The organism is Belnapia arida, assembly GCF_016773205.1.
Lineage (GTDB): Bacteria > Pseudomonadota > Alphaproteobacteria > Acetobacterales > Acetobacteraceae > Belnapia > Belnapia arida.
Genome location: NZ_JAETWB010000017.1, coordinates 78411 through 103945, shown reverse-complemented (window position 1 = coordinate 103945; position 25535 = coordinate 78411). Strand labels below are relative to the sequence as shown.

Sequence of the window (25535 nt, the reverse complement as noted above, 5' to 3'; positions counted from 1 at the left end):
TCGACCTGGCGCACGTAGACGGCGAGCAGCATGACGCCGGACAGCAGCGCCCCGAGCCGTCCAGCCAGCCACCCGACCGTACCCCGGGCTGCGCCGGGCAGGGTGACAGCATTGTCCAGCACGAGGAGGAAGAGGGAGACCGCGAGCCAGAGCTGCAGGGCGGTGCGCAGCCGCGTCTGCCGCCACAGGACGGCGAGGGCGATGACGGAGACGGCCAGGACGGCGGGGCCGATGCCGGAGGTCGTCAGCTGTGTGTAGTTGTCGCCCTCGACAGACTTCGGCAGCAGGTGAACGAAGCGCGTCACCCCGAGCGCCACCGCTGCGGCGGTCGCGACCGTCAGCCCGGCCGCCAGCCACCCGAGCCAGGCCGAGCGCCCGCGGGGCTCAGGGCGGCGCCGACCGTCACCCTCCAGCGCGGCATAGCCGAGCGCGAAGAGCGGCGGCCCGAGGTGCCAGAAGGTCCAGAGCCAGATGGTCGTGTCTGGCCCGGATCCGAGGAGGCGTTCCGGGGCGAACACCCCGGGGAAGGAAAGGATCTGCAGGAAGACAGTGAGGGAGACGTAGAGGCTGCCCGCCCCGAGGATGAGCAGGGGAACCGACCGGGCCCGGCGGTACTCGCTGAAGAACAGGTAGGTGGTCAGCGCATAGACAGCGATGAGGGCGCTCTGGTAGGCAGGGATGAAGCCCGGCATGGGCGGCAGCGGGCGCGACGCGATGGGCAGCAGGGCGAAGGTTGCCGCGGCGAACGCTAGGCAGACCAGGCATGCCGTTAGGCGCTGCCTTCGGCTCGGCGCGGCCGTCGCCAGGGTCTCCAACGAGAGGATCTGTCCGCCGTCCATGTCACCCTCAACCCGCGCCCTCAGGATGGAGGGCGGTACGCCGCCGCTTGATATACAGGGTTCCTAGGGAAATGCGCCGCTGGCCGAAACTGCAGGGCATCAGTCACCTTCCGCTCGTAACCCCTGGCAAGAAGCGGACGGTGGCGCGCAGACCGGCGGGCTCAAAGTGCAGCTTCACGGCGGCGCCCGCGCCCAGGTCATGGGGCAGCGCCTGCTCGAGCAAGCGCGTTCCGAAACCGCGTTGCGTTGGAGCCCCGGCGACCGGCGGCCCGCCGCTCTCGATCCATTCGAGCGCTACCCCTCCACTCGGTTCCTCGCGGCAAGCGAGGGCGACCTGCCCTCCCGGCGCCGAAAGCGCCCCATGCTTGGCGGCGTTGGTTGCCAGTTCGTTCAGCGCCAGCGACAAGGCCTGTGCCTGCGCCGGGGAGAGCCGCCCCGCCCGCCCGGTTTCGAGGTCGCAAGAGAGGTCGACGCGGCGTCCGGTGCCGTCTCCGGTCAGCCAAGGCGCGAGCGCGGTGCGGGCTACTGCGTCGAGATCTGCCGCCTCCCACGAGGCGGCGGTGAGTAAGTCGTGCGTCCGCGCCAGCGCACGAAGACGGCCATTGATGTCGGCCGCGAAGCGGGCGGGATCGGCGGACCCCGGACCGCGCAGCGTCTGGGCAACCAAGGACTGCACGGTAGCGAGCACATTCTTTACGCGATGGTTCAGCTCGGCGACGATAAGGCTCCGGTGCCGTTCGCTCCGTGCGCGCTCTTCCAGCGCTGCGGAAAAGGCTGCCGCAAGCTCGTCCGCCTCGCGCAGGCCCGTCGGGCCCAGCGTGGCGCCGCCCAAGACCAACCTGGTCAGGCGCTGAAATGCCGCGACCGTGAGGCGCGCGAGCAGGATCGCAAGGGCGATGCCCGTGGCAGCGACCAGCGTCCCCGGACCCAGGATGCGCGCGAGCGCGGCGCGCAGTGGCGCCTCGAACTCCGCCTCGGGTGTGGTCATTACGTAGGCGTAGCCGCTCCGCGATCCGTGCGCGAAGGCGACGACCGCCGGGACGCCTTCGCGCGTGGTCGTGCCGTGCAAGACGCCCTCGGGCACCGCGGCTAACCGGCTCCGCATCTCCGACCGCATTGGTTGGCCGACGATGCCGTCGCCGCCTTGCGTCCGGGCGACGATGGCTCCCGCGCGATCCACAACCGTGCCGATCCAACCAGGCGCGTCAGGCACGCGCTGCGCCTCGAGCGCCGCGGCCAGGCGCGCCTGTGGAAGAGAAAGCCCGAGGGTCGCCGCCACCGCGCTCCGACCGGCGCCGTCGGGGTGGCCGAAGATGGGCACGCCGACGGCAACGGTGGGCGCGCCGGTCATAGTTCCGCGGAAAAGGTTGGTGATCTCGGCATGCCCTGAGGTCAGCACCCGGAGCGCTGCATCCGGAGCGCGGACCCCTGCCCGGCGTTCCCCTGGTGCCCAGGCGGTCATCAGCGCCATCTGGCCATCGGCGGCGACTAGGGAGAGGGTCGCGTCCCCAAACCGGGCCGAGGCGGCGCGCATTTCGCCCTCGACGGCATCGAGGTCGCCGCGGATCAGAGCGGAGGAGGCGGCGAGGCCGTCGAGCAAAGCTTCGGCACGGTCGAACTCGCGGTCGACGGCGAGCGCCAGCGTCCTTGCGCGACCGAGCAGGGCATCCTCGGCCCGCGTCCGCGCCCCGTCCTGCGCGCGCCAGACGGCGGCAGCGGCCAGCGCGAGAAGGGGCACCGCGACCGCGGCAACAAGGAGCGACAGGCGCCGGGCGAGGGATGATGGAACCGGCCCCGTCGCGGCGTTAGTTGGTCCCACAGGAGTGGACTTGACCGGGATCACTGGGTTCCATTCTGTGTCCTGGTTAGTTTTGCCGCCATGCTCCCAACCATCGGGCGAAAATTCCTGTTCGAAAACACCCATATGCTGGGGAGAGCGGAATACGCAACCCGAGAGCCAATACCGAGTGGCCAAATGGGCGGCGCGGAACGAGCGAAGACCCGCTGAGGCACACTACCTACCGTCTGCCCGCACCAGCATTCCCGCCAAGCCGATACTTCCCGAAACCGCGAGGATTGAACGTGAGGCGGTCGCTCACGTTTCCGGCTGATGGCATCCCGGAGGACCTTCGGTCGTTCGTTGCCGAACCTGATGTGGACAGGCTGATTCACGAAGACTGCTGGTTTCGGACGGAAGAGGATGTCCCTTGGGTGAGGCGGTGAGAAGCACTGAGCAGGAGCTGCTTCGGCAGCAGGCCATTTTGGCCCGATTCGGGGATGTGGCCCTCAGGTCCGACGACCTCGACGAGATCCTGACTGAAGCCTGCCGCCTTGTTGGGGAAGCGCTTGGCACCGACCTCGCCAAGGTCATGGAGCTGAAGGAGGACGGCGAGATCCTGTTCGTTCGCGCGGGCGTGGGCTGGAAGCCGGGCGTGGTCGGCGAGACAACCGTCAAGGCGTCGGACGTGACATCGGAGGCCCATGCCCTGAGGACGGGCGAGGATGATCTCTCCCGACATCGCGCAGGAGACGCGGTTCAGCTACCCGCCGTTCCTGGTCGACAACGGCGTCAGGGCGGTGGCCAACGTCCCCATCATCGGCAGCGACGGCAAGCCCCCCTTCGGCATCCTGCAGGTCGATAGCCGCGAGCCGCGCGAGTTCACCGAGAACGACACCGTCTTCCTGCGCACCTACGCTAACCTGCTCGCGGCCGCGGTGAACCGCCTTCGTACGACAGGGGACCTGCGCGACCGCGAGGCGCGGCTGCGCCGGAGCGAGGAGCGGTTCCGCCGCGTCGCCGAGATCGAGACGGTCGGGGTGATCTTCTTCGTCACCGATGGCCGGATCACCGACGGCAATGCGGCCTTCCTGCGCATGTCCGGCTTCACCCGCGACGACCTGGAGTCAGGCCTGCTGCGCTGGGACGAGCTCACCCCGCCGGAGTGGATGTCGCAGACCCTGCGGGGTATCGAGCAACTGAAGGCAACCGGCCAAGGGGCACCGTTCGAGAAAGAGTACTTCCGCAAGGACGGCTCGCGCTGGTGGGGGCTGTTCGCGGGCAGGATGCTGGACGACGGCACCGCGGTCGAGCTCGTACTCGACATCAGCGATCGCAAGGCCGCCGAGGGGGCGCTGCGCGACAGTGAGGCCCGGCTGCGCTCCCTGGTCGAGGGGATCCCGCAGCTCGTGTTCCGCTCGCGTAGCTCGGGCGAGCGGATCTGGGGCAGCCCGCAGTGGATCGTCTACGTCGGGCAGTCGGAGGAGGAGAGCGTCGGCCTGGGCTGGCTCAACGCCGTCCACCCCGATGACCGTGCCGCAACCATGGCGGCCTGGACCGAGGCGGAGGCGCGCGGGCGCTTCTCCGTCGAGCACCGCACCTACCACGCCGCGGGTGCGACATGGCGTTGGTTCCAGAGCCGCGCCACGCCGGTGCGCGACGCCGCGGGCCGCATCCTCGAGTGGTTCGGTACTTCGACTGACATCGACGACCAGGTGCGCGCCCGTGAGGTGCTGGCGCGCGGCAGCGAGGAGCTGGAAGCGCAGGTCGCCGAGCGCACCGCCGAACTGCGGAAGGCTTTGGAGAGCCTGCGGGCGGAGGTGGAGCAACGCGAGCAGGCCGAGGCGAACTTGCGGCAGATGCAGAAGATGGAGGCGGTGGGACAGCTCACCGGCGGGGTGGCGCACGACTTCAACAACCTGCTGACCGTCATCCGCTCCTCCGCCGGGTTGCTCCGTCGATCGGACCTGCCTGAGGAGCGGCGGCGCCGATATGTCGAGGCGATCGCAGAGACCGCCGACCGCGCCGCCAAGCTGACCGGGCAGCTTCTGGCCTTCGCGCGGCGCCAGCCGCTCAAGCCGGAGGTATTTGCGGTCGGCGAGCGGGTCGGGTCTGTGGTGGAACTGATCCGCCCTCTGGTCGGCGCCCGCATCAGCATCGAAGCGGCGGTCGAATGCGAGTACTGCGCGGTCGAGGCCGACCCGAGCCAGTTCGAGACGGCGTTGGTCAACCTGGCGGTGAACGCGCGCGACGCGATGGAGGGAGAGGGGCAGCTGACATTGCGGACTTGGCTCGTCACTGGGGTGCCGCCCACCCATGGCCACGCGGGCACACCGGGCGCCTTCGTCGCGGTGTCCGTGTCCGATACCGGGTTAGGGATCTCCCCCGAACTGCTGGGCCGCATCTTCGAGCCGTTCTTCACGACAAAGGAATCGGGAAAAGGCACCGGGCTCGGCCTCAGCCAGGTCTATGGCTTCGCCAAGCAATCGGGCGGCGAACTGCACGTCGAGAGCGAGGTCGGGCATGGCACCACCTTCACGCTTTACTTGCCGCGTGTTGAAGCCAAACCGGTGGTGTCGCCCACCCAGCCTAAGAAGGAAGCTGACGCGCCTGTGGATGGACGTCGGAACGTGCTGCTGGTCGAGGACAACGCGCAGGTCGGCGATTTTGCCCGCCAGATGCTGGAAGACCTCGGCTACGTGGCCACCTGGGCACCGAATGCCAAGGCGGCTCTGGAGCTGCTTGGGGAGGACGCAGGCTGCTTCGACGTGGTGTTCTCGGACGTGGTGATGCCGGGAATGAACGGAGTCGAGCTTGGGCAGGAGATCCGCCGAAGGTGGCCGGACCTGCCGATCGTCTTGACCAGCGGCTACAGCCACGTGCTGGCGAATGGTGGCGCCCGGGGCTTCGAGCTGCTGCACAAGCCCTACTCGGCCGAGGGCCTATCGCGGGTGCTGCGATCGAGCCGTTGAGCAGCTTCCGCGCAGCCAAGTGCGCTGTCCGTCCCGCGACGGTTTCAACCCGGAAAGCCCCGGAAGCGGTTGGACCGCTAACCGTCCCGATGGGCATGTGTGCACGGTAACTTGCCCACCGCACGCTGATGCCTTTGACCTCGGGGCGAGCGGCTACCTCGTGAAGCCGGTAAACTCGGACGGTCTGCTCGAGATGATCAAAACCATTGGGGTGTACTGGATGGTTATGTCCGAGCTGCCCTCGGGACCGTCGGATGCATCGCCGCCGTCCTGAGACAGCTGGGACGACGCGTTTTGGTGGTCCTTGCTTGGGGATGAGGCACCGGACACCTGCGCGGCTGGCCCGACGTCACCGAAGTCGCAGACGCGGCTTGTTCCTGAAAAGCATCAACGTGTCGGTAGGCAAAACAGCCTCGACTGTTCTGCCTCTGATCCGCTATTCAGTTGGTAACAAACCCGTGAGCGTCGCCGTAGCCTGGAGCGACTTGCAGGGGAATGAGAACGGAACCGCATGCTGGATACTTTGGCTCGTTGGCTCTTCGACCCGTCCGGGCTGACGCCACATGGCTTCTGCCTGCTGTGGGAGCCTTGGCTCATTTGGACCCACGCCGTGTCGAACATCGCGATTGGCGTGGCGTACTTCACCATTCCATTGGCATTGGCGGTCTTCGCCCGGCGCCGCAGCGACCTCGCCTTCAAGCCAGTGTTCTGGCTCTTCGCCGCCTTCATCCTGCTCTGCGGCACTGGCCATTGGCTCGACCTGCTCACCCTTTGGGTTCCGGCATACGGGCTGGAAGGCGCCGTCAAGGCCGGAACGGCCATGGTCTCGGTGGCGACCGCCGTCGCGCTCTGGCCGCTACTGCCGAAGGCCCTCGCCATGCCGTCGCAGACGCAGCTCCGCGAGGCGAACCAGGCGCTGGAGTTGCTCGCCGAGGAGCGCAGGCTTTCCGCAGAGGCGTTGCGCGAGAGCGAGGCTCAGTACCGCACATTGTTCGCGCAGGCGCCCCTCCCGCTCCATTCGCTCGAGCTCGACGGCCGCATCCTGTCCGTCAGCGAGCGGTGGCTCGAGTTCATGGGTTATGGAAGCCGCGAGGAGGTGCTCGGGCGCCACCTCACCGAGTTCATGGCCGAGGAGGCCAAGCGGGCCTTCAGCACGTGCTGGCCGCGCTTTGTCTCGGAGGGTGGGTTCAATGATCTCGACTTCCAGCTCGTCAAGCGTTCTGGCGAGGTTGCTGAGGTGCTTATCTCGGCCCGCCTCATCCGCGACGAGGCGGGAGCGCCGGTTCGCACCATGGGCGTCATCGTGGACGTCACCGAGCGCAGGCGCGCGGAGGCGGCGCTGCGGGCCAGCGAGGAGTGCCTGCGCCAGGCGCAGAAGATGGAGGCGGTCGGCCAGCTTACGGGTGGCATTGCCCACGACTTCAACAATGTGCTGACCGCCGTCATGGGCAATCTCGGCTTCATCCGCAGGCGGGCGGGCGAGGACCGCCCCGACCTCGTGCGCTTCGCCGACAACGCGCTCGACGCGGCCGGGAAAGCCGCCGGGCTCACGGCGCAGCTCTTGTCCTTCTCGCGCCGCCAACGCCTCGACCCTAAGCCGCTGGACCCGGTCGAAGTCGTGGAGGGCATGCGCACCCTCCTCAAGCGGACGGCAGGGGACAGAATCAGCTTGTTGGTCAACGCCGATAGTGATGTCGGATACTGCCTGGCGGACCGGAACCAGCTGGAGTCGGCGGTGCTGAACCTTGCCATCAATGCCCGCGATGCAATCGCTGGGGCTGGTCGCATCGTCATCTCCCTAGGCACCGAGCGCGTGGCCGCTGGGTCGGACGGCTGCCCGCCGAGCGGTGACTACGTCCGCATCGCCATTCGCGACGACGGACCGGGCATGCCCGAGGACGTTCGCCATCGCGCTTTCGAGCCGTTCTTCACGACCAAGCCTCCCGGACAGGGAACCGGGCTGGGGCTGGCCCAGATCCACGGTTTCGCGCACCAGTCCGGCGGCACGGTGACCATCGACAGCGTGCCGGGGAAGGGGACCGAGGTCACCATCCTGTTGCCGCGGTCCGAGGCCACCCCTAGCGACCGCGGCCGAGTGCGCGACACGGTGCCCGAGGCGCCAGCGGGGCACGGCGAGACCGTCCTGCTGGTCGAGGACGACGCGTCGGTGCGCGGTGTCATGGCTATGACCCTTGTCGAACTGGGCTATCGGGTGCTCGAAGCGGAGGATGCCGACGCGGCGCTGGCAGCGTTCAAGGCCGCCGCAGGCCTGGATGCCGTCGTGACCGACCTGACGATGCCCGGCAGCATGGACGGTCTGGAACTGGCCGAGGCCGTCCGCGCCCGCAGCCCAGAACTCCCCGTTATTCTTATGACGGGTCATCTCGACCCGCTGCGCGAGCAGCGGCTGCCGGACGGCGTGACATTCCTGCAGAAGCCTTGCACGCGCGTCCAACTGGCTGCCGCGCTCCAACGCGCCTTGATCGGAGGAGCGGAGCCCGTTCAAATGTTGGTCTGATCCGCGCCTGACTGGCGCTTAGCAACCAGACCTCGGCGTTGCATGATATGAGCCTGGTTGGCGAGGGTGTCGGGTCGGGCAGCGCCGGAGCTGCGGTGTAAACTGCCACCCTCGGTCCGTCACAGTTCCCTGGTAGGACGGGATCACTGTACCCGACTAGGTCCGTGTCACAGGTCACCGGAGTTACGGCGTCACGGTACCCGTCAGGTCCGCGGCACGGCTTGTCGGCTGGGCCGCGTCACAGGTAATTGGCCAAGCCAGGGTCACGGTTGCCCCCCGAGGGCACCAACGGCGATGCCGCAGCCTGCAGGGCCTCACCCGTCCAGCACTCCCGGAGGATGCGGCGCATTTCCTCGCGGGTGCTGGCGACAACGAAGTCGCTGCGCTCAATGGTACGGTCGCCGTCCTCGACGAGCCGTCGGAGGTATGCCTCGGAAAGGGAATGCCCTACGCCGAGCATCTCGCCGTCAGCGTCTCTGCCCTGCTGTTCCGGCCGTTCGTCCTCGGTTTCCGGCTTCTCGGCCATCGCTTCGGCCTCCACAGTCCGCGCAGCAGTGTGGCACACGTGCTCGGCGCCGGTTGCGAACCGGATGTGGCGGTTGCCGGGCGGCGCCAAGACCGGCCGCATCCGCCCATACCTCGGAGGCGCGTTCGCCTGACTGGAGGCTGTCGACGTTGCCCTCAGGCGCGATTGGGTTGGCCGCGGGCGTGGAAGCGCAGGACCGCCCGCAGGCCATCGGGCTCGAAGTGCATGTCGACGGAGGAACCAGGGCCAAGGTCCTTCGAGATGCCGCGTTGGAGCAGCCGCGTTCCGAACCCGCGTTGCGTCGGCGGACCGGCGACCACCGGCCCGCCCGTCTCGGCCCAGGTCAGCTCGACCAGCGCGTCCTGACCCGCCGCGTCGCCGCCCAGCCTGACCCAGGTCACCTCGGCCCGGCCCTCCGGGCGCGACAGGGCGCCGTACTTGATGGCGTTGGTGGCCAGCTCGTGCAGGGCAAGCGCCAATGCTTGGGCTTGATGCGATGTCAGGTAAACATGCCCGGGGCCAAACGCCGCGACCTGTCCTCCATGGCGCCACGGTGCGAGGGCGGCCGAGACCAGGGTGCCCAGATCCGCGCCTTCCCAGTTCCGAGCCGTCAGCAGGTCATGGGCCTGCGCCAGAGCGCCGAGGCGCCCGGTGAAGTCGCGAACGAAGAGATTAGGGTCGCCGCCCGTGCCCCGCAGCGTCTGCGAGGCGAGGGACTGCACGGTGGCAAGCATGTTCTTCACGCGGTGGTTCAGCTCATGGACCAACAACTCCCGCCAATGCGCCGCCTGCCGGAGCTCGTCGGCGGCCTCCTCTGCCGCCTTGGTGCGCCCCTCGGCGGTGGCTCGGGCGCGGAGCGCGGCGACCGACCGCCAGAGTGCCCGCCGCAGCTCCTCGAACTCGGCGATGCGCTCTGGCGCCAGGGATGCCGGGGTACCCCCCCGGCGCAGGTGGTTGGCATCCGCCGCAAGGGCCCGCAAAGGCCGGAGCAGGCGCTGCGCCAGCAACACGGCGAGCGTGGCGGCGAGGCCCGCCAGGACGGCAGCGCCGACCGCGTATCGCAGCGCGGGCCCGCGCCACTGCCCCTCATAGGGTGCGTAGGGCAGCGTCACCGCCACTACCCAGGATGAGGCCATATCGAGCCGCCTGAACGCCAACACCGCTCGGTACCCGGCCAGCGACATCTCGCCGCGCACCAGTCCCCGGTCCTGGCCCGTGGTGGCATCGATGTACCAGGCCGGGGAGAGCTGGTTGAGGAAGCGCCCGTGGTCCGCCGAGCGCGTTACGACGCGGTGGTTCCCGTCCGTCAGTACCGCGAAGCCACCCTCGTGACCCAGCTCCTGGCGCATAAGGAGCGCGGAGAGGCGTTGTGGATCGAAGGCAAGGAGGAGCACGCGGCGTTTTCCTGGTTCGGCCCCGGCGGTCCCGGCGGGCAGAGCCTGGAAGACGGCGACGACCGGCCGACGGGCGGTGGCGCCAACGAACAGGTCGCTCACCACGGGACCTGTGGTGGTGAGAGCCTGGCTGACGAAAGCATCGCCAGCTCCCTTCGGCAACTCGGTGCCGAGAGGCGGGAGCGTGTTGAAGACCTGCTGCGAGTCCGCCTCGAGGAGGGCGACCCAACCCCCGAAAGCGCGGCCGACTGCGGCCGCCCGGCCGTAAGTGCCAGCGGTGTCGCCCGACGCAATCGAGGTCGAGGCCGCAAGCGTTGAGAGGGCTGTGGCCGCGATCTCAACCTCGCGGTCGAGGGCCGTCGCCAGCGCCTGCGCGGTGCTTGTCAGGCCCGCCTCCTCGGCCCGCTGGTACGCTTGACCAAGCTCCCAGGTTGTAGCCGCCCCCAGCAGCAGGGCCGGGGCGAGCACAAGGAGCACGAGGCCAACCAGGTAGGCGCGCAGGCCTGGGCGCCTACCTGGTTGGCTCCCGGCGGGAGGGGGGTCGGTTTCCGGAATTATGGGTGTTGCCACCACGCGTTCCGCCGTGGGCTCCGGACGTTCGGATAAGGGGACGGCGACGCCGTCAAAAGGCTTGGGCAAGTCTGGCCCCTGGAGCGGCGGGCAAGTGCTTGATCTCATGGGCAGGAGTGCAGACTGCGTTGCGGCCTGGGCGATGCAGTCGCGCCTGACTTGGTCGGGCAGGCCAGGCATGGAAGCCGCCGCTGGGCCTGTGCTTCTCGAACTTTCCTAGCACCCATGCAGACGCCACCTTCAACCCAGCGGAAACGGCGGTCTCGGGGTCGGGTTGCCGCGCCCAGGGCCGCCGTCGCCGCTGGGCTCTTGTCGCCGGACCTGCTCTCCTCCTGACCGCGCGGTGTGGCAAAAACGCCTCGCCATGCCATCGCGCGGGTGGTTGCAAGGTGACACCTCGGCCTCGTACGCCTAGGTGTGCGGCATGCCTGCCCAACACAGCCTCCATGTCGCCCTGACGGCGGAACTGTGCCGCCTCGTCGAGCGCCTCGTCGCCTCCGGCCGTTACCAGACCTCGAGCGAGGTCGTCCGCGCCGGTCTTCGGCTGCTGGAGCGCGCCGAGGCGCTGCCGCCCGAGCCTTCCACCCCTTCGTCCCGCCGCCCTCGCCCCGAGCACCAACGATGAACAGCCGTAAGGTCGACCTCGCCCGCCACCGGCTGCCGAGTTCGGGCCACCTGGCCGAGCTCGTCCTGGAGAACTTGGCCGACTTCGCCGTCTTCACGATCTGCCTCGAGGGCACGATCACCAGCTGGAACAGCGCCGCCGAACGGGTGATGGGCTGGTCGGAAGAGGAGGCCGTCGGCCAGGACGCCTGCATGATCTTCACGCCCGAGGACCGGGCGGAGGATGCTTGCGAGAGGGAGAGGGCGACCGCCCGGCGCTGCGGGCGGGCTGAGGACGAGCGGTGGCACCTGTGCCGGGACGGCAGCCGCTTCTGGGGCTCCGGCGCCTTAACCCGCCTTGAGGACGACGAGACAGGCGAGCACATCGGCTACGTGAAAATCGTCCGTGACCGCACCGAGCAGCATCTGGCCGGGGAGCGCCTGCGGGTGAGCGAGGCGCGCCTGCGGGGTGCCCTCGGCATCAGCACGGTCGGCGTGTTGTTCTGGGGCGAGGGGTTCAGGCTGACGGAGGCGAACGACGCCTTCCTGCGCATGACCGGGTTCAGCCATGAGGAGGCGATCGGCAAGACTTGGCGGGAGCTGACCCCGCCGGAGTTCTACCCGTCCTCTCTCAAGGCGGTTGAGGAGGTGACCACCCTCGGCGAGGCGGTGCCCTACGAGAAGCAGTACTACCGCAAGGATGGCTCGTGCTGGTGGGGCCTGTTCGCGCCGCGGCGTATCGGCGACGAGGTGGTCGAGTTCGTGCTCGACATCACCGACCGCCGGAAGGCCGAGGCAGCGCTGCGGGCGGGCGAGGCGCGCTTCCGGGCCCTGGTGGCCGCCACTGCTTCGGCGGTCTGGACCACCGACGCCCAGGGCTTGGTGCAAGAGGACTCTCCAAGTTGGCGCGCCCTCACCGGCCAGACGTTGGAGCAGTGGCTGGGCACCGGCTGGGCCGACGCTGTCCATCCGGACGATCGCGCCCGTGCGGCCAAGGAATGGGCTACGGCCGTTGCCACGGGCACGCCGTTCGACACCGAGTTCCGGCTGCGCCGGGCGGATGGCGAGTGGCGTCTCGTCGCCGCGCGCGGCGTCCCGGTCCGCGAGCCCGACGGGACCGTCCGCGAGTGGGTCGGCACGAACACCGACATCACCGCCCGGCGCCGGGCCGAGGAGGCGCGGCGCGCCATCGAGGAGCGCTACCACCTCGCCGTGCGGGCGACCAACGACGCCATCTGGGATTGGGACCTGCGGCGCGATCGGATCGAGTGGAACGAGGCGCTTCAAGAGGCATTCGGCCATCGGCTCGACGGCGCCGTCTCCCCCGGTGGATGGTGGCTCGCGCGGATCCACCCCGAGGACCGGGAGCGGGTCTCCCGGTCCATCCACGCCGTTATCGACGGAACGGGCGACCGATGGTCCGACGAGTATCGCTTCCAGCGCGCCGATGGCAGCTACGCCGACGTGCTCGACCGAGGTTTCATGGTCCGCGGCCCGGGCGGCGAGCCACTGCGGATGATTGGCGCCATGCTGGACGTCACCGAGCGCAGGCAGTCCGAGAGGGAGCTGCGGCGGCTGAACGAGCACCTCGAGGTCGAGGTGGCGCGCCGGGCGGAGCAGCTCCGCCTCCAGGAGGAGGCCCTGCGGCAGAGCCAGAAGCTGGAGGCCGTGGGCCAGCTCACGGGCGGCGTGGCGCACGACTTCAACAACCTGCTGACCGTCATCCGCTCGTCCGCAGGGCTCCTCCGGCGCCCCAACCTGCCGGAGGAGCGCCGCCGCCGCTACGTCGAGGCGATCGCCGACACCGCCGACCGCGCCGCCAAGCTGACCGGGCAGCTCCTGGCTTTCGCGCGGCGCCAGCCCCTCAAGCCCGAGGTGTTCGCGGTCGGCGACCGGGTCAAGGCCGTCGTCGAACTCGTCCGTCCGCTGGTCGGCGCCCGCATCAGCATCGAGGCGGCGTTCGAATGCGAGGACTGCACGGTCGAGGCCGACCCGAACCAGTTCGAGACGGCGTTGGTCAACCTGGCGGTGAACGCACGCGACGCTATGGATGGAGAGGGACAGCTGACGCTCCGGACCTGGCTCGCCACCGAGGTGCCGCCCACCCGGGGCCACGCGGGCACGCCGGGCGCCTTCGTCGCGGTGGCCGTGTCCGACACCGGGTCAGGGATCGCCCCCGAGCTGTTGGCCCGGATCTTCGAGCCGTTCTTCACGACCAAGGATTCCGGAAAGGGCACCGGGCTCGGCCTCAGCCAGGTCTACGGCTTCGCCAAGCAGTCCGGTGGCGAGCTGCATGTCGGGAGCGAGCTCGGCCGGGGCTCCACCTTCACGCTCTACCTGCCGCGGGCCGAGGCGAAGCCGCTGGCGGCGCCCACGCAGCCCGCCGAGGAGGTCGACGCGCCTCTAGATGGGCGCCGGAACGTGCTCCTGGTCGAGGACAACACGCAGGTCGGCGACTTTGCTCGCCAGATGCTGGAGGATCTCGGTTACGCGGCAACCTGGGCGCCGAACGCCAAGGCAGCCCTGGAACTGCTGGACGAGGACGCCAGCCGGTTCGACGTGGTGTTCTCGGATGTGGTGATGCCGGGGATGAACGGGGTCGAGCTCGGGAAGGAGATCCGGCGTCGGTGGCCGGACCTGCCGATCGTCCTGACCAGCGGCTACAGCCATGTGCTGGCGAATGGCGGCGCCCAGGGCTTCGAGCTCCTGCACAAGCCCTACTCGGCCGAGAGCGTGTCGCGTGTGCTGCGGTCGAGCCGTTGAGCCGTTGAGCCGTTGAGCGACAGCCACGTCCCGTGGACCCTAACCTCTCGGCGGCGGAAGGCCGCCACGTCGCGGCCCGCTCCGGCCTCGATCGGGGCGCTTTACTGTATGGGTTCCGATCAGCTGGATTTTTGTACAAATTTCCGACCGGAATGACCAAACTGCTGCGGGGATGAAACCGTTCAGGACCTTCAACCCAAGGGGCCAGCAAGAAGCTGTTTTCTGCCGAGCCCTTCCGGCGCCAGGACGGCTCGAAAGCCAGAAGAGACTTGCTTTGGATGGGTCTTGTGTGCCGCCTGAAAACACACGCACGCCGGAAGAGAATAAGCGGCTGCAGAGATACCTGGCTCCATGCGTTCGCATTCCCTGGATGTGAGGGGTCATCAGGCCTGACGCTTGCGAGACGGACCCGGCTTGGCAGAGGCCGATTCAACTGAAGCCTCCTGCGATGACCCAGTGGCGTGCTTCAGACCATCCAACTGGTCGGTCATGGCTGTCTGGAGCCTTTGTTCACGGTGCCGACGCGCAACCTCTCGAACGATGTCGTGGGCAAGTTCTTCCAGCACCAGCTTGGCTGGTATGTTGACGGGCAATGTAAGGTTCCTTTGTAAGGCTCACCGACACATATAGGCTTTTGCTGGCCGTTTCTGTCGGTACCAAATCTGACCGCTCCATCAGGAAACGATCGGTCGCAGCCTGTCTCTGCAATTTGCAGACCGAAAGTGGCTCACTTACGCATTGGCGGTACCCAAGCAGAAAGTGAGGATGGTTAGCGTTGGGTTACACTCCCAATGATGAAGAGGCCCCCAACAGCTACCGTAAGGAGAAGCAGGCTCAAAGGTTGGTCGAGGACCCAAGCCGCGATGAGCTGGATGCCCAACCATCCGACGCTCGGTTCCGTGCCGCCGAACGCTGGCCAGAGGGACCGGGTGGCGAGACCCGGCCAATGCCCTTCACGTATCCAAAACTGCCTGTGGAGCGTTAGTAGAACCCCAGACGCCAGCATCAGCAGTGGGCAGAAGCTCCCGATAATGGGAGCATCTAGAAACAAATGGACCGATTTGAGTGAAGTTACGGAGCAGCCGCGGCCCCATCTGGTTGGAAGCCAGGGTCAGGGCGGCTACGGTAATGGAGAAGGTCGTGCCCGCGACACCGATGGTGGCGGCTGCGATAATCCCAAGTACGTTCCGGGCACCACTCGCGCCGCCCGAGTAGATTCAGCTGCCGATCCAGGACGAGGACCCGAACACGCCCTCAGCCCGGACCAGGATCTCGGCCAGGACCAAAGCGGCCAGCACCATCGCGGTCGGCCTCAGCCAGAACGCGGCGAGGAGGTCGACCCACCACTGCCGGACCTTTGCCCTCGTCACCATGCGAGGCTCGAATGGGGCCTCGCTCGGCCGCCTTGGCTGCTTGCCATGTCGCTGCCGTCCTCCCGTTGTTGCGAGAGCAACGGTCCAGTTTGGGCACGGTTCGACGGTCGAGTGCCGTCACCCGGCTCGGCCTCGTCATGCCCGAAGGCTCCCTGGGAACCTCGGAAGCCATTTCAACGTGCCGGACCGGACAGGCGCATCGACCAGCTGGAGCAGGCCATGCCTCCTTTTGAGGGTTGAGGACGGCACCCTGCGGGCTGAGCGCAACCGCTCCAAGGGGGCTTTGGAGCACCTGCGGCGTGTCGAAGCCTATATGGTCGCTATAGGGAACCGGGCTTTATAAGTAAAATGCAATGGTTCGGCATCAGCATAAAATCCCTTTTGCTATCGGCCAGAGATTTGCAGTTGGAGTGATGGCTTTTTTATTTTACCTGCTGTTCCGCATCCGGCCTGTTTCCTGACCCGTAGGGCATCTGGGTCCATACGGCCCAGGAGGAAGACATGGCACACGATACCTACGTCCAGGACGGCAAGCTGCTCTACTCGACCGACCTGACGGCGCTGAACAACTCAGGCGTCGATGGTAAGGCCATCCTGCTGCTCGACCAGGATGCCCGCACCCTGACCGTGGACATCCAGGCCAGCGGCCTGGAGCCTGGCCCGATGCACATTCAGCACATCCACGGCTTCAACGACGACACCGACGCCAAGTCGCCCACCATCGCCCAGGACAGCGACGGTGACGGCTTCGTGGAACTAGCCGAGGGGCTGGCCACCTACGGCCCGATCCAGCTCAACTTGACGCTGAACCCTGAGAACTCCGCCCACGACCACGGCACGAGTGGCCACGACCACACCGACCAGGCAATGTTTCCGACCGTCGGCGCCGACGGCAAGCTCAGCTACCACGAGGTCTTCACCTTCGCGGTCGACGATGCGAATGCGAGCGCCATCTTCGACGGCATCACGCCGCTTGAGGCCAAGGAAATTGTCATCCATGGCCTGACTACCAACGCCAACCAGGGTGTCGGCACGACTGGCGAGGTCGATGGGACGGACGGGTACAAGCTGGTCCTGCCCGTTGCCTCCGGCGAGTTGAACGGCGTGGCCCCGGCAGCCGACGTGCTTGCGGCTGTCAGCGACCTCGGACTCAACCCGAACGACGTGGTCGACTGGAACGCCATCGCCGCTCATGTCACCGAGAACTTCGAGGCGACCGGGCACTGGTACCTGTGACCCCGGCGGCAACCTAGCCGCTGGGTCTGGCGGGCCGCGCAAGTGGCCCGTCAACGGGAGCTGTGGCCGATCGGCGTCTGTGAAGCGCATCGCCGCGCACGACGAGCTCCGGTGTAGGCCAGCTTTCGGAACTGCCGGTGCAGAACACGGACCGGACGAGTGCTTCGATACCCAATGGCCAGGGAACGAAGAACCGCCATGCTCGACGAGAACGGCTTTGACCGCGACCCGGCCCCGTCCAGGTGGGTGACGATGGCAGTCTGGGCGTCGGTACCGCTGGCGACCCTCGCCTTTGGCTTGGCCGTCGTGGCCTTCTTCGGCGTTCAGACGACCGCCAAGGAGCGAGACTTCGCTGCGGCCAGACTTGCGCGCGCCCGGCAGGCAGAATTGGTTCCGCCACGAGCGGCCGTTGCGAGGAAGGGGAGTGAGGCGAGCGGACCTCCCATACTCCCGCAGAGTGCCATCCAGGAACTTATGAGCTTGTCGCCGCCGGAACCCGCCCGCGACCACCAGCGCACATTGGCAGCCGTTGGCGGCGCGGCCCGGCCGACCGCGGAGCGGCTCGCGGGCGCGGCACAGCCACCTACCGATCAGGATGAGGCGCGGCGGCTGGACGTCCATTCGCCGCCACCTCCCAAACCGGTTGTGGCTTCTGCTTGGGTGGGTTTGGAAACCTCGACGCTGTCTGCGCTCTCGCCGACCGCCGTCGAGCCACCGGTGCCGCAGCGGTCTACTGCTGGCACGGCTTCGACCGCCCTTCCTGCACCGCCGCCCCAGCCAATCGATGACCAGCCCGCGGTGCCGGTGCCAGACCAATCCACCGCTGGCGAGGCTGCATCCACCGTTCCCGTACCGCCGACGCCGCCCATGCTTCCGTCGCCCGCGATTGAGCAGACGGCACCGCAGCCGTCCAATGCTGACGTTGCTGCGTTCGGCCTCCCGGCACCGCCGATGCCATCTGTGCCGCCACCTCCTGCCATCGAGGCACCGGCGCCGCGGTGGACCGTCACCGGCACCTTTTCATCCTCACGCCCTGCCTCGCCGACGGAGCCAATCGATGCTCGGCGCGCGGCACCGATGCCGGGGCACGCGGTTCCCGCATCGCTCCCACCTCAGAACGCGGAAGTGGCTCGAGGGCTCGCGCCAGCGGTGGCTGGCATTGCCCTGGACTGGGAGGCGGAAGCGGCCAGGGCACCCGTGGTGGCGGTGCCGCCTGCGGCGTCCCGCGTTTTCATCCATCAGCCCACGAGCGCGAGGGACGGCGTGGCCGAGGCGGTGGCGCGCCGCCTGGGGCGCCACGGTGTCACCGTGGCGGCAATCAGGCCGGTGCGCGCCACCCCCACTGCACCCGAGATACGCTACTTCCACGCCGACGACAGGGCAGCCGCCCTGAACCTGGCCCGGCAACTGGGGGGTCAGACCTGGCGCGTGCGGGACTTCCTGTCCTACGCGAAGCCGCCCCGTCCCGGGACGCTGGAGATCTGGCTGCCGGGCGGCATGGTCGCCGCTGTGGATTGAGGATGGCGGCGGCTCCGGCGACCTCGATGGGCGCACTTCGAAACCAGCCTGATTTTTTGGGACAGCGGTGCCGAAATCTTCGGCATTCGCTGACGATGAGGGCCAGCGGAATGGCGCGTTCCGCGTCCAGCCCAACGACCCGAACGCACGCGTGGCCGTTGGTGGCGCCACGCCCTCAATGCCGAGGGGACGTTATCCCATGCCCGGCCACCACCGTTCCGCGCGTCACCGATGGCGTCGAGGCGGCTGGGACAATCGCTCCTCTGACCTCGGCGGCGACTTGGTCGTTAAGCCCTGGTGGGCCGTGCGAGCGGTCCACCAGCTGAAGCCGTGGCCTACCGGATTCGGCTAACCGCACCACAGGGCACATTCACCGTCATGAGCACCAAGCTTTCCACACCTTCGGCAACTAGTCCCGGCGACGGCGAGCGCGCCCTGCCGACCCGGATCCGCTCAGGGTCGCCCAATCCAGGGCCCGACGCGCGAGACGCCACCCCTGCGTGGATGCGAGCGAGGCTGAGCCATTCGGCAGGCCGGTTGCCCGCCTCGACCCACCCAGAATTCGGGGAACCGAAAACCACTTTGACTGAGGAGAACGGCCTTGAGCGCGACGCAGCCCCGTCCAGGTGGGTGACGGCCGCGATCTGGGCGTCGGTGCCGCTTGCGGCGGGTGCCTTCGGACTGGCGGTGGTGGCCATTTCCGATGTCCAGTCCACCGCGCGGAGACAGGATGACCTCGCGGCCGCGCTGGCTCGGGCTCGGCAGGCGGAACTGGCCACACCCCATGCGACCGTCGCCACGAGTGAGGTGATTACGCCCCGCACGCCTCCGGCGGTCCGTGAAGTGCTTCCGGATCCGACGTTCATGGAAGCCGCCCGCGGCGACCGGCATCCAAGGGAGGTCGTGGGCAGCGCGTCTCCGCCGACGGAGGCTCGGCTGGAGGCAGACCACCAACCGCGCACCGGCCGAGGGACGATGACGCAGCCCGAAGCTGCATCGCCACCGAGCCCTACAGAGGCATCGGCTTCTACTCGGCGGGTGGCAGAAGCCCAGATGCCGCCTAGTCTCCCGCCGCGAGCCTCACAGCAGGAGGTGCCGGTACCGAACCTGCCTGCGGGCCCGGAGCTCGATCGCAGGCTCGCGCCAGCGGTGGCGAGCCTTGCCGCGGACCCTATGGCGGCGGCCCGGATGCCCGCTGTTCCGCCACCGCTTGCGGCGTCCCGCGTCTTCATCCACCAGCCCGCAAGCGCGACGGACGGCGCGGCCGAGGCGTTGGCGCGTCGCCTCGACCGTCAGGGTGTGGCCGTGGCGGCGATCCGGCCGGTCCGCGTCACTCCATCCGCACCTGAGATCCGCTACTTCTACGAGGCCGACAAGGCGGCGGCCCTGGACCTGGTCCCAATCTTGGCAGGCCTGGCATGGCGCGTGCGGGACTTCTCGTCCTATGCGAAGCCGCCGCGTCCCGGCACATTGGAAATGTGGTTGCCGGGCAGCATGGCCGTCAGCGGAAACTGAAACAATCACGCTTTTCGCCGCAATGTGGCCAAGCGCTGAAGCTGCGTTCCAATACCGCCGTTCGCTTCCGAAGCGCACAAGAGGAGCTGTAGATGCCCTCTCCTCCGACGGTCCGCTCCTAGATCGCCCGGCCCCCCCGGAAGCGCATGAACACGCGGTGCCCGCCGCCGCCGTCGTCGAAGGCGACGACGTCATAGGTATCGTCCGGCTCACTCGGAATCTCCATGCCGGGCGAGCCGGTCGGCATGGCGGGGACGGCCAGCCCGCGCACGCCAGCCGGGCGCTCGGCCAGCAGGCGCCGCACCGCCTCGGCTGGCACGTGCCCCTCCAGCGCGTAGCCGTCCACGGTGGCCGCGTGGCAGGAGAGCAGGTCCGACGGGATGCCAAGCATCCGGCGGACGGGGGCGGGCGAGGCGACGAGGTTGTCCTCGACCCGGAACCCGGCGGCCCGCATGTGGTCCACCCAGCCCGTGCAGCAGCCGCAGCTCGGGTCGCGCCAGACCCGCAGCAGCCGTTCGTCGGCGGCCAGGGCCGAGGCCACGCTCGCGGCACCGGTTGCGGCCAGTGCCGCCAGGAAAAGCCGTCGTCTCATCCATGTCTCCTTTTTCGTGCGGCCGGGTGCCGAAGGTCTGGTGTGGAGTTGGAGCACTCCTAGACGGGGGAGATGGGGAGGCGCCGGGCGACGTCGAGCGCCCTCTCGCGCTTCGTCGACCTGCAGGTTCGCAAGCTAGCTTGCGGCCCATCCAAGACGAACCGGAAGACAATCGCCAGGTGCAGCCACGGCGCGAAGCCAATCTGGACGATCGCGCGAGAGCTCGTCTAGGCCCGCGTGCCCTCTGCGGTCTCCTGCGCGTGCGCCGCCACGACCGGGTCCCTGGGGAGCCGCACTGTCGCCACCAACCCGCCCCCGGGGCGGTTGGCCCAGTCCATGCTGCCGTCGTGGGTATTCACCACATGGCGGGCGATGGCGAGGCCGAGCCCGGTGCCGCCGGTGTCCCGGTTGCGGGAAGCGTCAAGGCGCTGAAACAGTTCGAACACCGTCTCCAGCGCCGTCTCCGGAATGCCGGGCCCGTCGTCCTCGACCCGCACCGTGACGGATCCCGGCCTCTCCTCGAGAGTGACGCGTGCCCCGCCCCGTGCTTGACCGCGTTGTCGACGAGGTTCGCCAGGGCACGCTTGATGCCGACCGGCCGCAGCTGCATCGGGAGCCGGTCGGGCTCGGCGTAGGTCGCCGTGGCGCCGCGGTCGGGGGCGTCGTCCACGAGCGTGGCCAGGATGGCCGTGAGGTCGGTCTGGCGCGGCTCCTCGCTCTCCGTCTCGCCCCGCAGGTAGGCGAGGGGCGACCCGATCATGGCTTCCATCTCGTCGAGGTCGTCGTCGATGGCCCGCTGCGCCTCGACGTGGTCGAGGAAATCCGCGCGCAGGCGCAGGCGCTGGATGGGACTGCGCAGGTCGTGGCTGACGGCGGCGAGCGCCTGCGTGCGGTCGGCGACCAGGCGGTGGATCCTTGCCTGCATAGCGTTGAAGGTCCGCGCGGCCTCCTGGACCTCGCGCGGTCCGCTCTCCGTCAGCGGCACCGGTGCAGTGCCCTTGCTGAAATCCTCGGCAGCCTTGGCGGGGTGCCGCAACGGCTGGGTGATCCAGCGCACGACCAGCAGGGAAATGGGAGGGTCAAGATTGGCGGCCATGCAGGCGGCGAGCAGACATGCTTTATCGCAAACGCTAGCGGGGAGGGTTAGTGGCCTCTTTGCAGGGTGGTTATTTCTGACTACGGTCAGAGGATGCACGAGCGCCATATCGAGCAGGTTCGCCGATTCAACCGAGCCGTCACGCTGCACATCGGCGTGTTGGAGAACAGCTACCTGCAACGTGGTCGCCCGCTCAGCGAGGCCCGGCTGCTGCACGAGGTCGGGCCCAATGGCACCGACGTACGTACCTTGCGCGAGCGGTTGAACCTCGACTCCGGCTATCTAAGCCGCCTGTTGCGCTCGCTTGAAGCGCAGGAACTCATCCAAACGGCGGCGCACTCGAGCGATGCGCGGGTTCGGCGGGTGGTCCTGACGCCCCAAGGGATGACGGAACGGGCGAACTACGAGATGCTCTCGGACGAACTCGCCACGTCGTTCCTGAACCCTCTTGATCCAGCCCAGCGGGACCGGTTGGTCGGCGCCATGGCTCGCTAGCCAGCGCATTCGAACGCCGTGACAAAGGATGTCCGCCGCGGAAAAGCCGCCGCCGCTCGACTCTCAGCCCAGTGCCACGCGGGCTAGGTTATCGACACCGGGTAAGATCACCCGAGACCAAGGATATCAGGGATGCCGAGGAGCACGAGCACATTCAGGAAGGTCATCGCGGGCTTACTCGCGCTGGTTCTGCTCGCCTTGCCGGGTCCCGCCATGCGGCACGCCTCGGCGGCCACGCCCGTCCAGCAGGCCGCCGCCGAGCACTGCGTAGCATAGCGCGACGCCGCCACCTTGATGCAGGTGGCGCCCGTGCATACCGCTTCGGGACACGCGTCCGTCTCCACCAAGGAGACGGGCCAGCCATGCGACAACTCCGGCGGCAAGCTGGGCCTGCCCCGCTGCGTCGCCGCTCAGTGCCCGTCCGCCGTCGGTGCCCTCCTGCCCGCGCACGCCGGTCGGCAGGCGCACTATGGGGGCGGCACGCTGTGCAGCATGGTTGCGATCCGGTCCGCCAGGTATGGACCGGACACCGGCTTGTGCATGAGCTGGAAGGCAGCGGCTCGGGCGTCCTCGTCAGCTGGCGCTGCGGCATTGACTGGATGGCCCGTGATAAGGACGGCAGGCAGTCCGGGCCTGCGTCCCTGTGCCGCCCGGATCAGCTCCACCCCATCCATGCCGGGCATCGACAGATCCGTGACGAGCAAGTCCACCGCTTCTCCCCGATCCAGCATCGCCAGCGCTTCAGCGCCACCCCCGGCCGCCAGCACGGCGTGCCCCGCCTCCGCCAACTGCACCTTGAAGACGCGCAGGACTAACGGGTCGTCGTCCACCAGCAGGATGCGGCGGCCCGGCGGAGAGGCGGGTGGCGAGCTTTGGCCAGGGTCTTCTTCCCCCGCATCCTCCTCTCCGGCCTGTGGCAGCCAAAGGGTCACCGTTGTGCCGCGTCCTGGCTCGCTCTCGATGGCCAACCCGCCGCCGGACTGCTCGGCGAAGCTGCGGCTCGTGGCGAGCCCGAGACCCGTGGCCTTGCCGACATCCTTCGTTGTGAAGAACGGCTCCGGGGCTTGTGCCAGCGTCTCGGCGCTCATGCCCGTCCCGTTGTCGATAACCTTTAAGCGGATGTAGGTGCCCGGCTTCAACCGCGCCCGGTGCGGTATGCCTTTGCACACCGTTTCGGTCGATGCGCCCAGCGTAAGCGCCCCACCATCAGGCATCGCCTCGCGCGCGTTGGCCGCGAGCGCGTTCAGTGCCGCTTCCAACTGGGTCCGGTCTGCCAGGATAGGGGGGAGGTCGTCCGATGCGGCGACCCGCAGGTCGAGCACCCCACCCGCGGATGAGGAAAGCGCACCGCGCAGGTCGGCCAGCAGAGCAGCGACGTTCAACGGCTCCGGGAAGAGCACCCCGCGCCCCGCCAGGGAGAGCAGCCGCCGGGTCACCGAGGCGCCGCGGTCCAAGGCCTCGAGCGCAGCATCGAGCAGGTGGCGGGCGGTGGCCGGGTCGCGCTCGAGGCGCCGGATCGCGAGGCGGATACCGCCACCTGCGGCCTGCAGGACATTGTTCATGTCATGCGCGACGCTGCCCGCGAGTTGGCTGAGCGCCTCCAGCCGCCGCGCCTTTGCCCGCTCCACCAGTGCTGCCTCGCGTGCCGCGACCTCCTGCCCCACCCGGGCCTCCAGGTCGCCGTTCAGTTGGCGCAACGCGATCTCGTCCATAATGATTGTGGCTAAGTCTCGCAGTGTCTCGGTCTCATTGGTGGTCCAATGGTGCGGCACTGTGTCGATGGCGCAGAGCGCGCCGATGACCTGCCCATCCGGCAGCGCGAGCGGCATGCCGAGGTAGGCGACCACGCCGAGATCGGGAATAGCGAGGTTGTCGCGAACCAGTAGGTGCGACCGGGCGTCCTCCACGATGAGCGCCGTTCCGGAAGTGACGACATGCTGGCAAAAGGAATGCGAGAGGGGCGTTTCCCGCCGCGAGGCCCAGGGTTCCGGCAAGCCCGTGGCGCTCTTGAAGAACTGCCGGTTCGCGTCGACCAGTGAGACCAGGGCGACAGGCACCCGCAGCACGCGGCAAACAAGCCGAGTTACGCGGTCAAACGTCTCCTCGGGTGGCGTGTCGAGCAGCCCGGTCCGCTGCAATGCACGGATCCGCGGTCCGTGCCGGATGGTGTCGTTCGAGAGGAGGCTTGACCGCAGATCCACCCGACACTCACCCCATTTCTAGTTTCCAGTGCGGCTTGCAAGCTGCAGAAACGTCCGGAGGGGGGTGAGGTTCAGCGGCCAGGAGTAGTTCGATTCGGTGTTCGGCAGCTTTCTCATGAGCGATCCGGGCCCGGACACCCAGACCTGCACGCAAGCTCACAGCATCAGTGGCAAGAAATCTTAGCCGGACACCTATCCGTCCCCATGCTGCCCCGTGCGGGATGAATGACGGCCCACTAATGCTTCAATGTGAGGTTCCGTGCGTATACTGCAGTCTCGCAATGAAGCGCGTGTGGCTGACGCTCCGGTCAACGTCGAGACCGCCGTGACCACTCAGCAGCCCCTTTACAAGCCGCATGCCCAGCCCGCTGCTGCGTGTTGGGTTGAAGTCGGCGGGTAAGCCAGGCCCCTCGTCCTCGACCACCAGCTCCGCATGGTCCAGGAGCGACTGGCGGAAGACCACGTGAACATTCCCTTTCCCGTACTTGATGGCATTGGTGACGAGCTCGGTCAGGACCAGACCCAGTGTCGTTACCTCGGCGGCGCCCCAGGCCGCCGAATCCGCCTGGAGGTGAATCTCCCGCTCCGCCTGCGCTGGCGCTATCGACGCTCGTAGGTCCTCGATGAGTCCATGCAGGTAGGGGGACACCTCAACTTCAAGCCCGGTGCTGGCACGGTAGAGGCGGTCGTGCAGAGCAGCGATGGTACGCACCCGCGCCGCGCTTTCGGCAAGTGGGGCGGCCGCCTCAGTTGCCGCCGCGGCGCGCGCCTGCAGGGCAAGCATGCTCTGAACCAACTGAAGGCTGTTTTTCACTCGGTGGTGGATTTCGGCCATCAGCAGGTCCTTGGCTGCCGCACCTTCGCGGGCCGCTGCCCACCTCCCGTGGACCTCGACCGCTGCGGCAAGGATGTTGGCAAGCGACTGCAGGAAGGCGATGTCAAAGCGGTCGAAGGCGCCCCGCTCGGTGCAATCCGCCTCGAGCACACCGAAGCGTCTGTCGCCCTCCCCGATAAGCACGTTAATGGCTCTCCGGATGCCGTGCTCGACCATCATCTGTGGCGTCCGAAACCGGTCTTCGTCCTCAAGATGGTTCGAGATGACGGGCTCGCCGGTGCGGAACGCATAGCCGGAGGGGCTGGCGAGGTCGGCGCCAACGCGCGCGCAACCCATCAGGCCAGACCGCCAGCCGACCCCGGCCCGGGCCAGGAAGACACCCTCCGCAGGCAACCATTCCAGCACCTTGGCGAACTTCGTCTCCAGGCCCTCGGCCGCAACCCGGCATGCCTCGTCGAACGTCGCCTGAAGGTCTTCACCGCGCAAGGCGAAGTGACCAAAGCGGGCAACCAGCTCCTGCTGCCGCAAGCGCATGGCGAGCTCTTCCCCGGTGTGGGCGAGAATGGCGCGAATGGGCATGGGTAGCGGTCTCCAAACCAGTTCCTGGCTGTTCAGCGAAGCGGGCCCCATTGGACCGATGTGCCGCTGCACCGCCCGCCGCAGCTAAGATCTGATACTCCCTTCCTAGACCGTGCGGGCGATTCCATGAAGT

20 protein-coding genes and 1 pseudogene are annotated in these 25535 nt (G+C 68.0%); 8 read left to right on the top strand and 13 right to left on the bottom strand.

The window, feature by feature from the left end; genetic code table 11:
* The 3 genes from JMJ56_RS22665 to JMJ56_RS34080 form a co-directional block, all read right to left on the bottom strand.
* Positions 1-839, bottom strand: an 839-nt coding sequence (locus JMJ56_RS22665) for an MASE4 domain-containing protein (protein ID WP_202834046.1), incomplete at its 3' end; no start/stop codon positions are given.
* A gap of 103 nt (positions 840-942) precedes the next feature.
* Positions 943-2577: a sensor histidine kinase gene (locus JMJ56_RS35365; RefSeq protein ID WP_202834045.1), complete on the bottom strand. Its 1635-nt coding sequence runs from the start codon at positions 2575-2577 to the stop codon at positions 943-945.
* 430 nt (positions 2578-3007) lie between these two features.
* Entirely contained in the window at positions 3008-3358 is a 351-nt protein-coding gene (locus JMJ56_RS34080; protein WP_236038281.1) for a hypothetical protein, read from the bottom strand.
* Between JMJ56_RS34080 and JMJ56_RS22655 the strand changes: the two genes are divergently transcribed.
* Together JMJ56_RS22655 and JMJ56_RS22650 are read left to right on the top strand one after the other, a co-directional pair.
* Complete coding sequence (locus JMJ56_RS22655) at positions 3342-5588, top strand: PAS domain S-box protein (protein WP_202834044.1); 2247 nt, start codon at positions 3342-3344, stop codon at positions 5586-5588. The genes JMJ56_RS34080 and JMJ56_RS22655 overlap by 17 nt on opposite strands.
* A gap of 511 nt (positions 5589-6099) precedes the next feature.
* Entirely contained in the window at positions 6100-8106 is a 2007-nt protein-coding gene (locus JMJ56_RS22650) for an ATP-binding protein (protein ID WP_202834043.1), read from the top strand.
* 238 nt (positions 8107-8344) lie between these two features.
* Here the strand turns inward: JMJ56_RS22650 and JMJ56_RS22645 are convergent, their stop codons facing one another.
* Both JMJ56_RS22645 and JMJ56_RS35360 read right to left on the bottom strand, forming a co-directional pair.
* A complete protein-coding gene (locus JMJ56_RS22645) occupies positions 8345-8722 on the bottom strand; it encodes a hypothetical protein (protein WP_202834042.1) in 378 nt (125 codons plus the stop codon).
* Positions 8723-8787: 65 nt separating this feature from the next.
* Positions 8788-10503, bottom strand: a complete 1716-nt coding sequence (locus tag JMJ56_RS35360) for a sensor histidine kinase (protein ID WP_202834041.1) — start codon at positions 10501-10503, stop codon at positions 8788-8790.
* Positions 10504-11020: 517 nt separating this feature from the next.
* Between JMJ56_RS35360 and JMJ56_RS22635 the strand changes: the two genes are divergently transcribed.
* Together JMJ56_RS22635 and JMJ56_RS22630 are read left to right on the top strand one after the other, a co-directional pair.
* Positions 11021-11221, top strand: coding sequence for a type II toxin-antitoxin system ParD family antitoxin (locus JMJ56_RS22635; protein ID WP_202834040.1), 201 nt, complete (start codon positions 11021-11023; stop codon positions 11219-11221).
* Complete coding sequence (locus tag JMJ56_RS22630) at positions 11218-13962, top strand: PAS domain S-box protein (RefSeq protein WP_202834039.1); 2745 nt, start codon at positions 11218-11220, stop codon at positions 13960-13962. The genes JMJ56_RS22635 and JMJ56_RS22630 overlap by 4 nt, the downstream gene beginning before the upstream one ends.
* A 953-nt stretch (positions 13963-14915) precedes the next feature.
* Here JMJ56_RS22630 and JMJ56_RS35605 read toward each other — a convergent pair.
* Complete coding sequence (locus JMJ56_RS35605) at positions 14916-15179, bottom strand: DUF2254 family protein (protein WP_202834056.1); 264 nt, start codon at positions 15177-15179, stop codon at positions 14916-14918.
* Entirely contained in the window at positions 15180-15335 is a 156-nt protein-coding gene (locus tag JMJ56_RS22620; protein ID WP_202834038.1) for a hypothetical protein, read from the bottom strand. It lies immediately after the preceding gene.
* Between the two features lie 501 nt (positions 15336-15836).
* Here JMJ56_RS22620 and JMJ56_RS22615 point away from each other — a divergent pair.
* The 3 genes from JMJ56_RS22615 (at position 15837) to JMJ56_RS22605 (ending at position 19604) form a co-directional block, all read left to right on the top strand.
* Complete coding sequence (locus tag JMJ56_RS22615) at positions 15837-16571, top strand: CHRD domain-containing protein (RefSeq protein WP_202834037.1); 735 nt, start codon at positions 15837-15839, stop codon at positions 16569-16571.
* Positions 16572-17720: 1149 nt separating this feature from the next.
* Positions 17721-18089, top strand: coding sequence for a LytR C-terminal domain-containing protein (locus tag JMJ56_RS22610; protein WP_202834036.1), 369 nt, complete (start codon positions 17721-17723; stop codon positions 18087-18089).
* A 1188-nt stretch (positions 18090-19277) separates the two neighbouring features.
* Positions 19278-19604, top strand: coding sequence for a beta/alpha barrel domain-containing protein (locus JMJ56_RS22605; RefSeq protein ID WP_202834035.1), 327 nt, complete (start codon positions 19278-19280; stop codon positions 19602-19604).
* A gap of 118 nt (positions 19605-19722) precedes the next feature.
* Here the strand turns inward: JMJ56_RS22605 and JMJ56_RS22600 are convergent, their stop codons facing one another.
* The 3 genes and pseudogenes from JMJ56_RS22600 to JMJ56_RS35595 form a co-directional block, all read right to left on the bottom strand.
* Complete coding sequence (locus tag JMJ56_RS22600; protein WP_202834034.1) at positions 19723-20196, bottom strand: DUF411 domain-containing protein; 474 nt, start codon at positions 20194-20196, stop codon at positions 19723-19725.
* 227 nt (positions 20197-20423) lie between these two features.
* The gene (locus JMJ56_RS35600; RefSeq protein ID WP_407927937.1) at positions 20424-20693 is read right to left on the bottom strand and encodes an ATP-binding protein; all 270 of its coding nucleotides are present in this window, start codon (positions 20691-20693) and stop codon (positions 20424-20426) included.
* A gap of 422 nt (positions 20694-21115) precedes the next feature.
* Positions 21116-21292 (bottom strand): annotated as a pseudogene (locus JMJ56_RS35595) (HAMP domain-containing protein); the annotation flags it as partial.
* A gap of 93 nt (positions 21293-21385) precedes the next feature.
* Between JMJ56_RS35595 and JMJ56_RS22590 the strand changes: the two are divergent.
* Positions 21386-21787: a MarR family winged helix-turn-helix transcriptional regulator gene (locus JMJ56_RS22590; protein ID WP_202834032.1), complete on the top strand. Its 402-nt coding sequence runs from the start codon at positions 21386-21388 to the stop codon at positions 21785-21787.
* A 174-nt stretch (positions 21788-21961) separates the two neighbouring features.
* Here JMJ56_RS22590 and JMJ56_RS22585 read toward each other — a convergent pair whose 3' ends face one another.
* From JMJ56_RS22585 to JMJ56_RS22575, 3 genes are all read right to left on the bottom strand, one after another.
* Positions 21962-22117 carry a hypothetical protein gene (locus tag JMJ56_RS22585; RefSeq protein ID WP_202834031.1) on the bottom strand — a complete coding sequence of 52 codons (156 nt, stop codon included), beginning with the start codon at positions 22115-22117 and terminating at the stop codon, positions 21962-21964.
* A 137-nt stretch (positions 22118-22254) separates the two neighbouring features.
* The gene (locus JMJ56_RS22580; RefSeq protein WP_202834030.1) at positions 22255-23988 is read right to left on the bottom strand and encodes a response regulator; all 1734 of its coding nucleotides are present in this window, start codon (positions 23986-23988) and stop codon (positions 22255-22257) included.
* 244 nt (positions 23989-24232) lie between these two features.
* Positions 24233-25402, bottom strand: a complete 1170-nt coding sequence (locus JMJ56_RS22575; protein ID WP_202834029.1) for a sensor histidine kinase — start codon at positions 25400-25402, stop codon at positions 24233-24235.
* Between the last annotated feature and the right edge of the window lie 133 nt (positions 25403-25535).

What these genes read in the sequence shown, in the direction of transcription:
- JMJ56_RS22655 (WP_202834044.1), top strand. Translation starts at nt 3,342, where the DNA reads ATGATCTCTCCCGACATCGCGCAGGAGACGCGGTTCAGCTACCCGCCG.
- JMJ56_RS34080 (WP_236038281.1), bottom strand. Translation starts at nt 3,358, where the DNA reads ATGTCGGGAGAGATCATCCTCGCCCGTCCTCAGGGCATGGGCCTCCGA.
- JMJ56_RS22650 (WP_202834043.1), top strand. Translation starts at nt 6,100, where the DNA reads ATGCTGGATACTTTGGCTCGTTGGCTCTTCGACCCGTCCGGGCTGACG.
- JMJ56_RS22635 (WP_202834040.1), top strand. Translation starts at nt 11,021, where the DNA reads ATGCCTGCCCAACACAGCCTCCATGTCGCCCTGACGGCGGAACTGTGC.
- JMJ56_RS22630 (WP_202834039.1), top strand. Translation starts at nt 11,218, where the DNA reads ATGAACAGCCGTAAGGTCGACCTCGCCCGCCACCGGCTGCCGAGTTCG.
- JMJ56_RS22620 (WP_202834038.1), bottom strand. Translation starts at nt 15,335, where the DNA reads ATGGTGACGAGGGCAAAGGTCCGGCAGTGGTGGGTCGACCTCCTCGCC.
- JMJ56_RS22615 (WP_202834037.1), top strand. Translation starts at nt 15,837, where the DNA reads ATGGCACACGATACCTACGTCCAGGACGGCAAGCTGCTCTACTCGACC.
- JMJ56_RS22605 (WP_202834035.1), top strand. Translation starts at nt 19,278, where the DNA reads ATGCCCGCTGTTCCGCCACCGCTTGCGGCGTCCCGCGTCTTCATCCAC.
- JMJ56_RS22600 (WP_202834034.1), bottom strand. Translation starts at nt 20,196, where the DNA reads ATGAGACGACGGCTTTTCCTGGCGGCACTGGCCGCAACCGGTGCCGCG.
- JMJ56_RS22590 (WP_202834032.1), top strand. Translation starts at nt 21,386, where the DNA reads ATGCACGAGCGCCATATCGAGCAGGTTCGCCGATTCAACCGAGCCGTC.
- JMJ56_RS22575 (WP_202834029.1), bottom strand. Translation starts at nt 25,402, where the DNA reads ATGCCCATTCGCGCCATTCTCGCCCACACCGGGGAAGAGCTCGCCATG.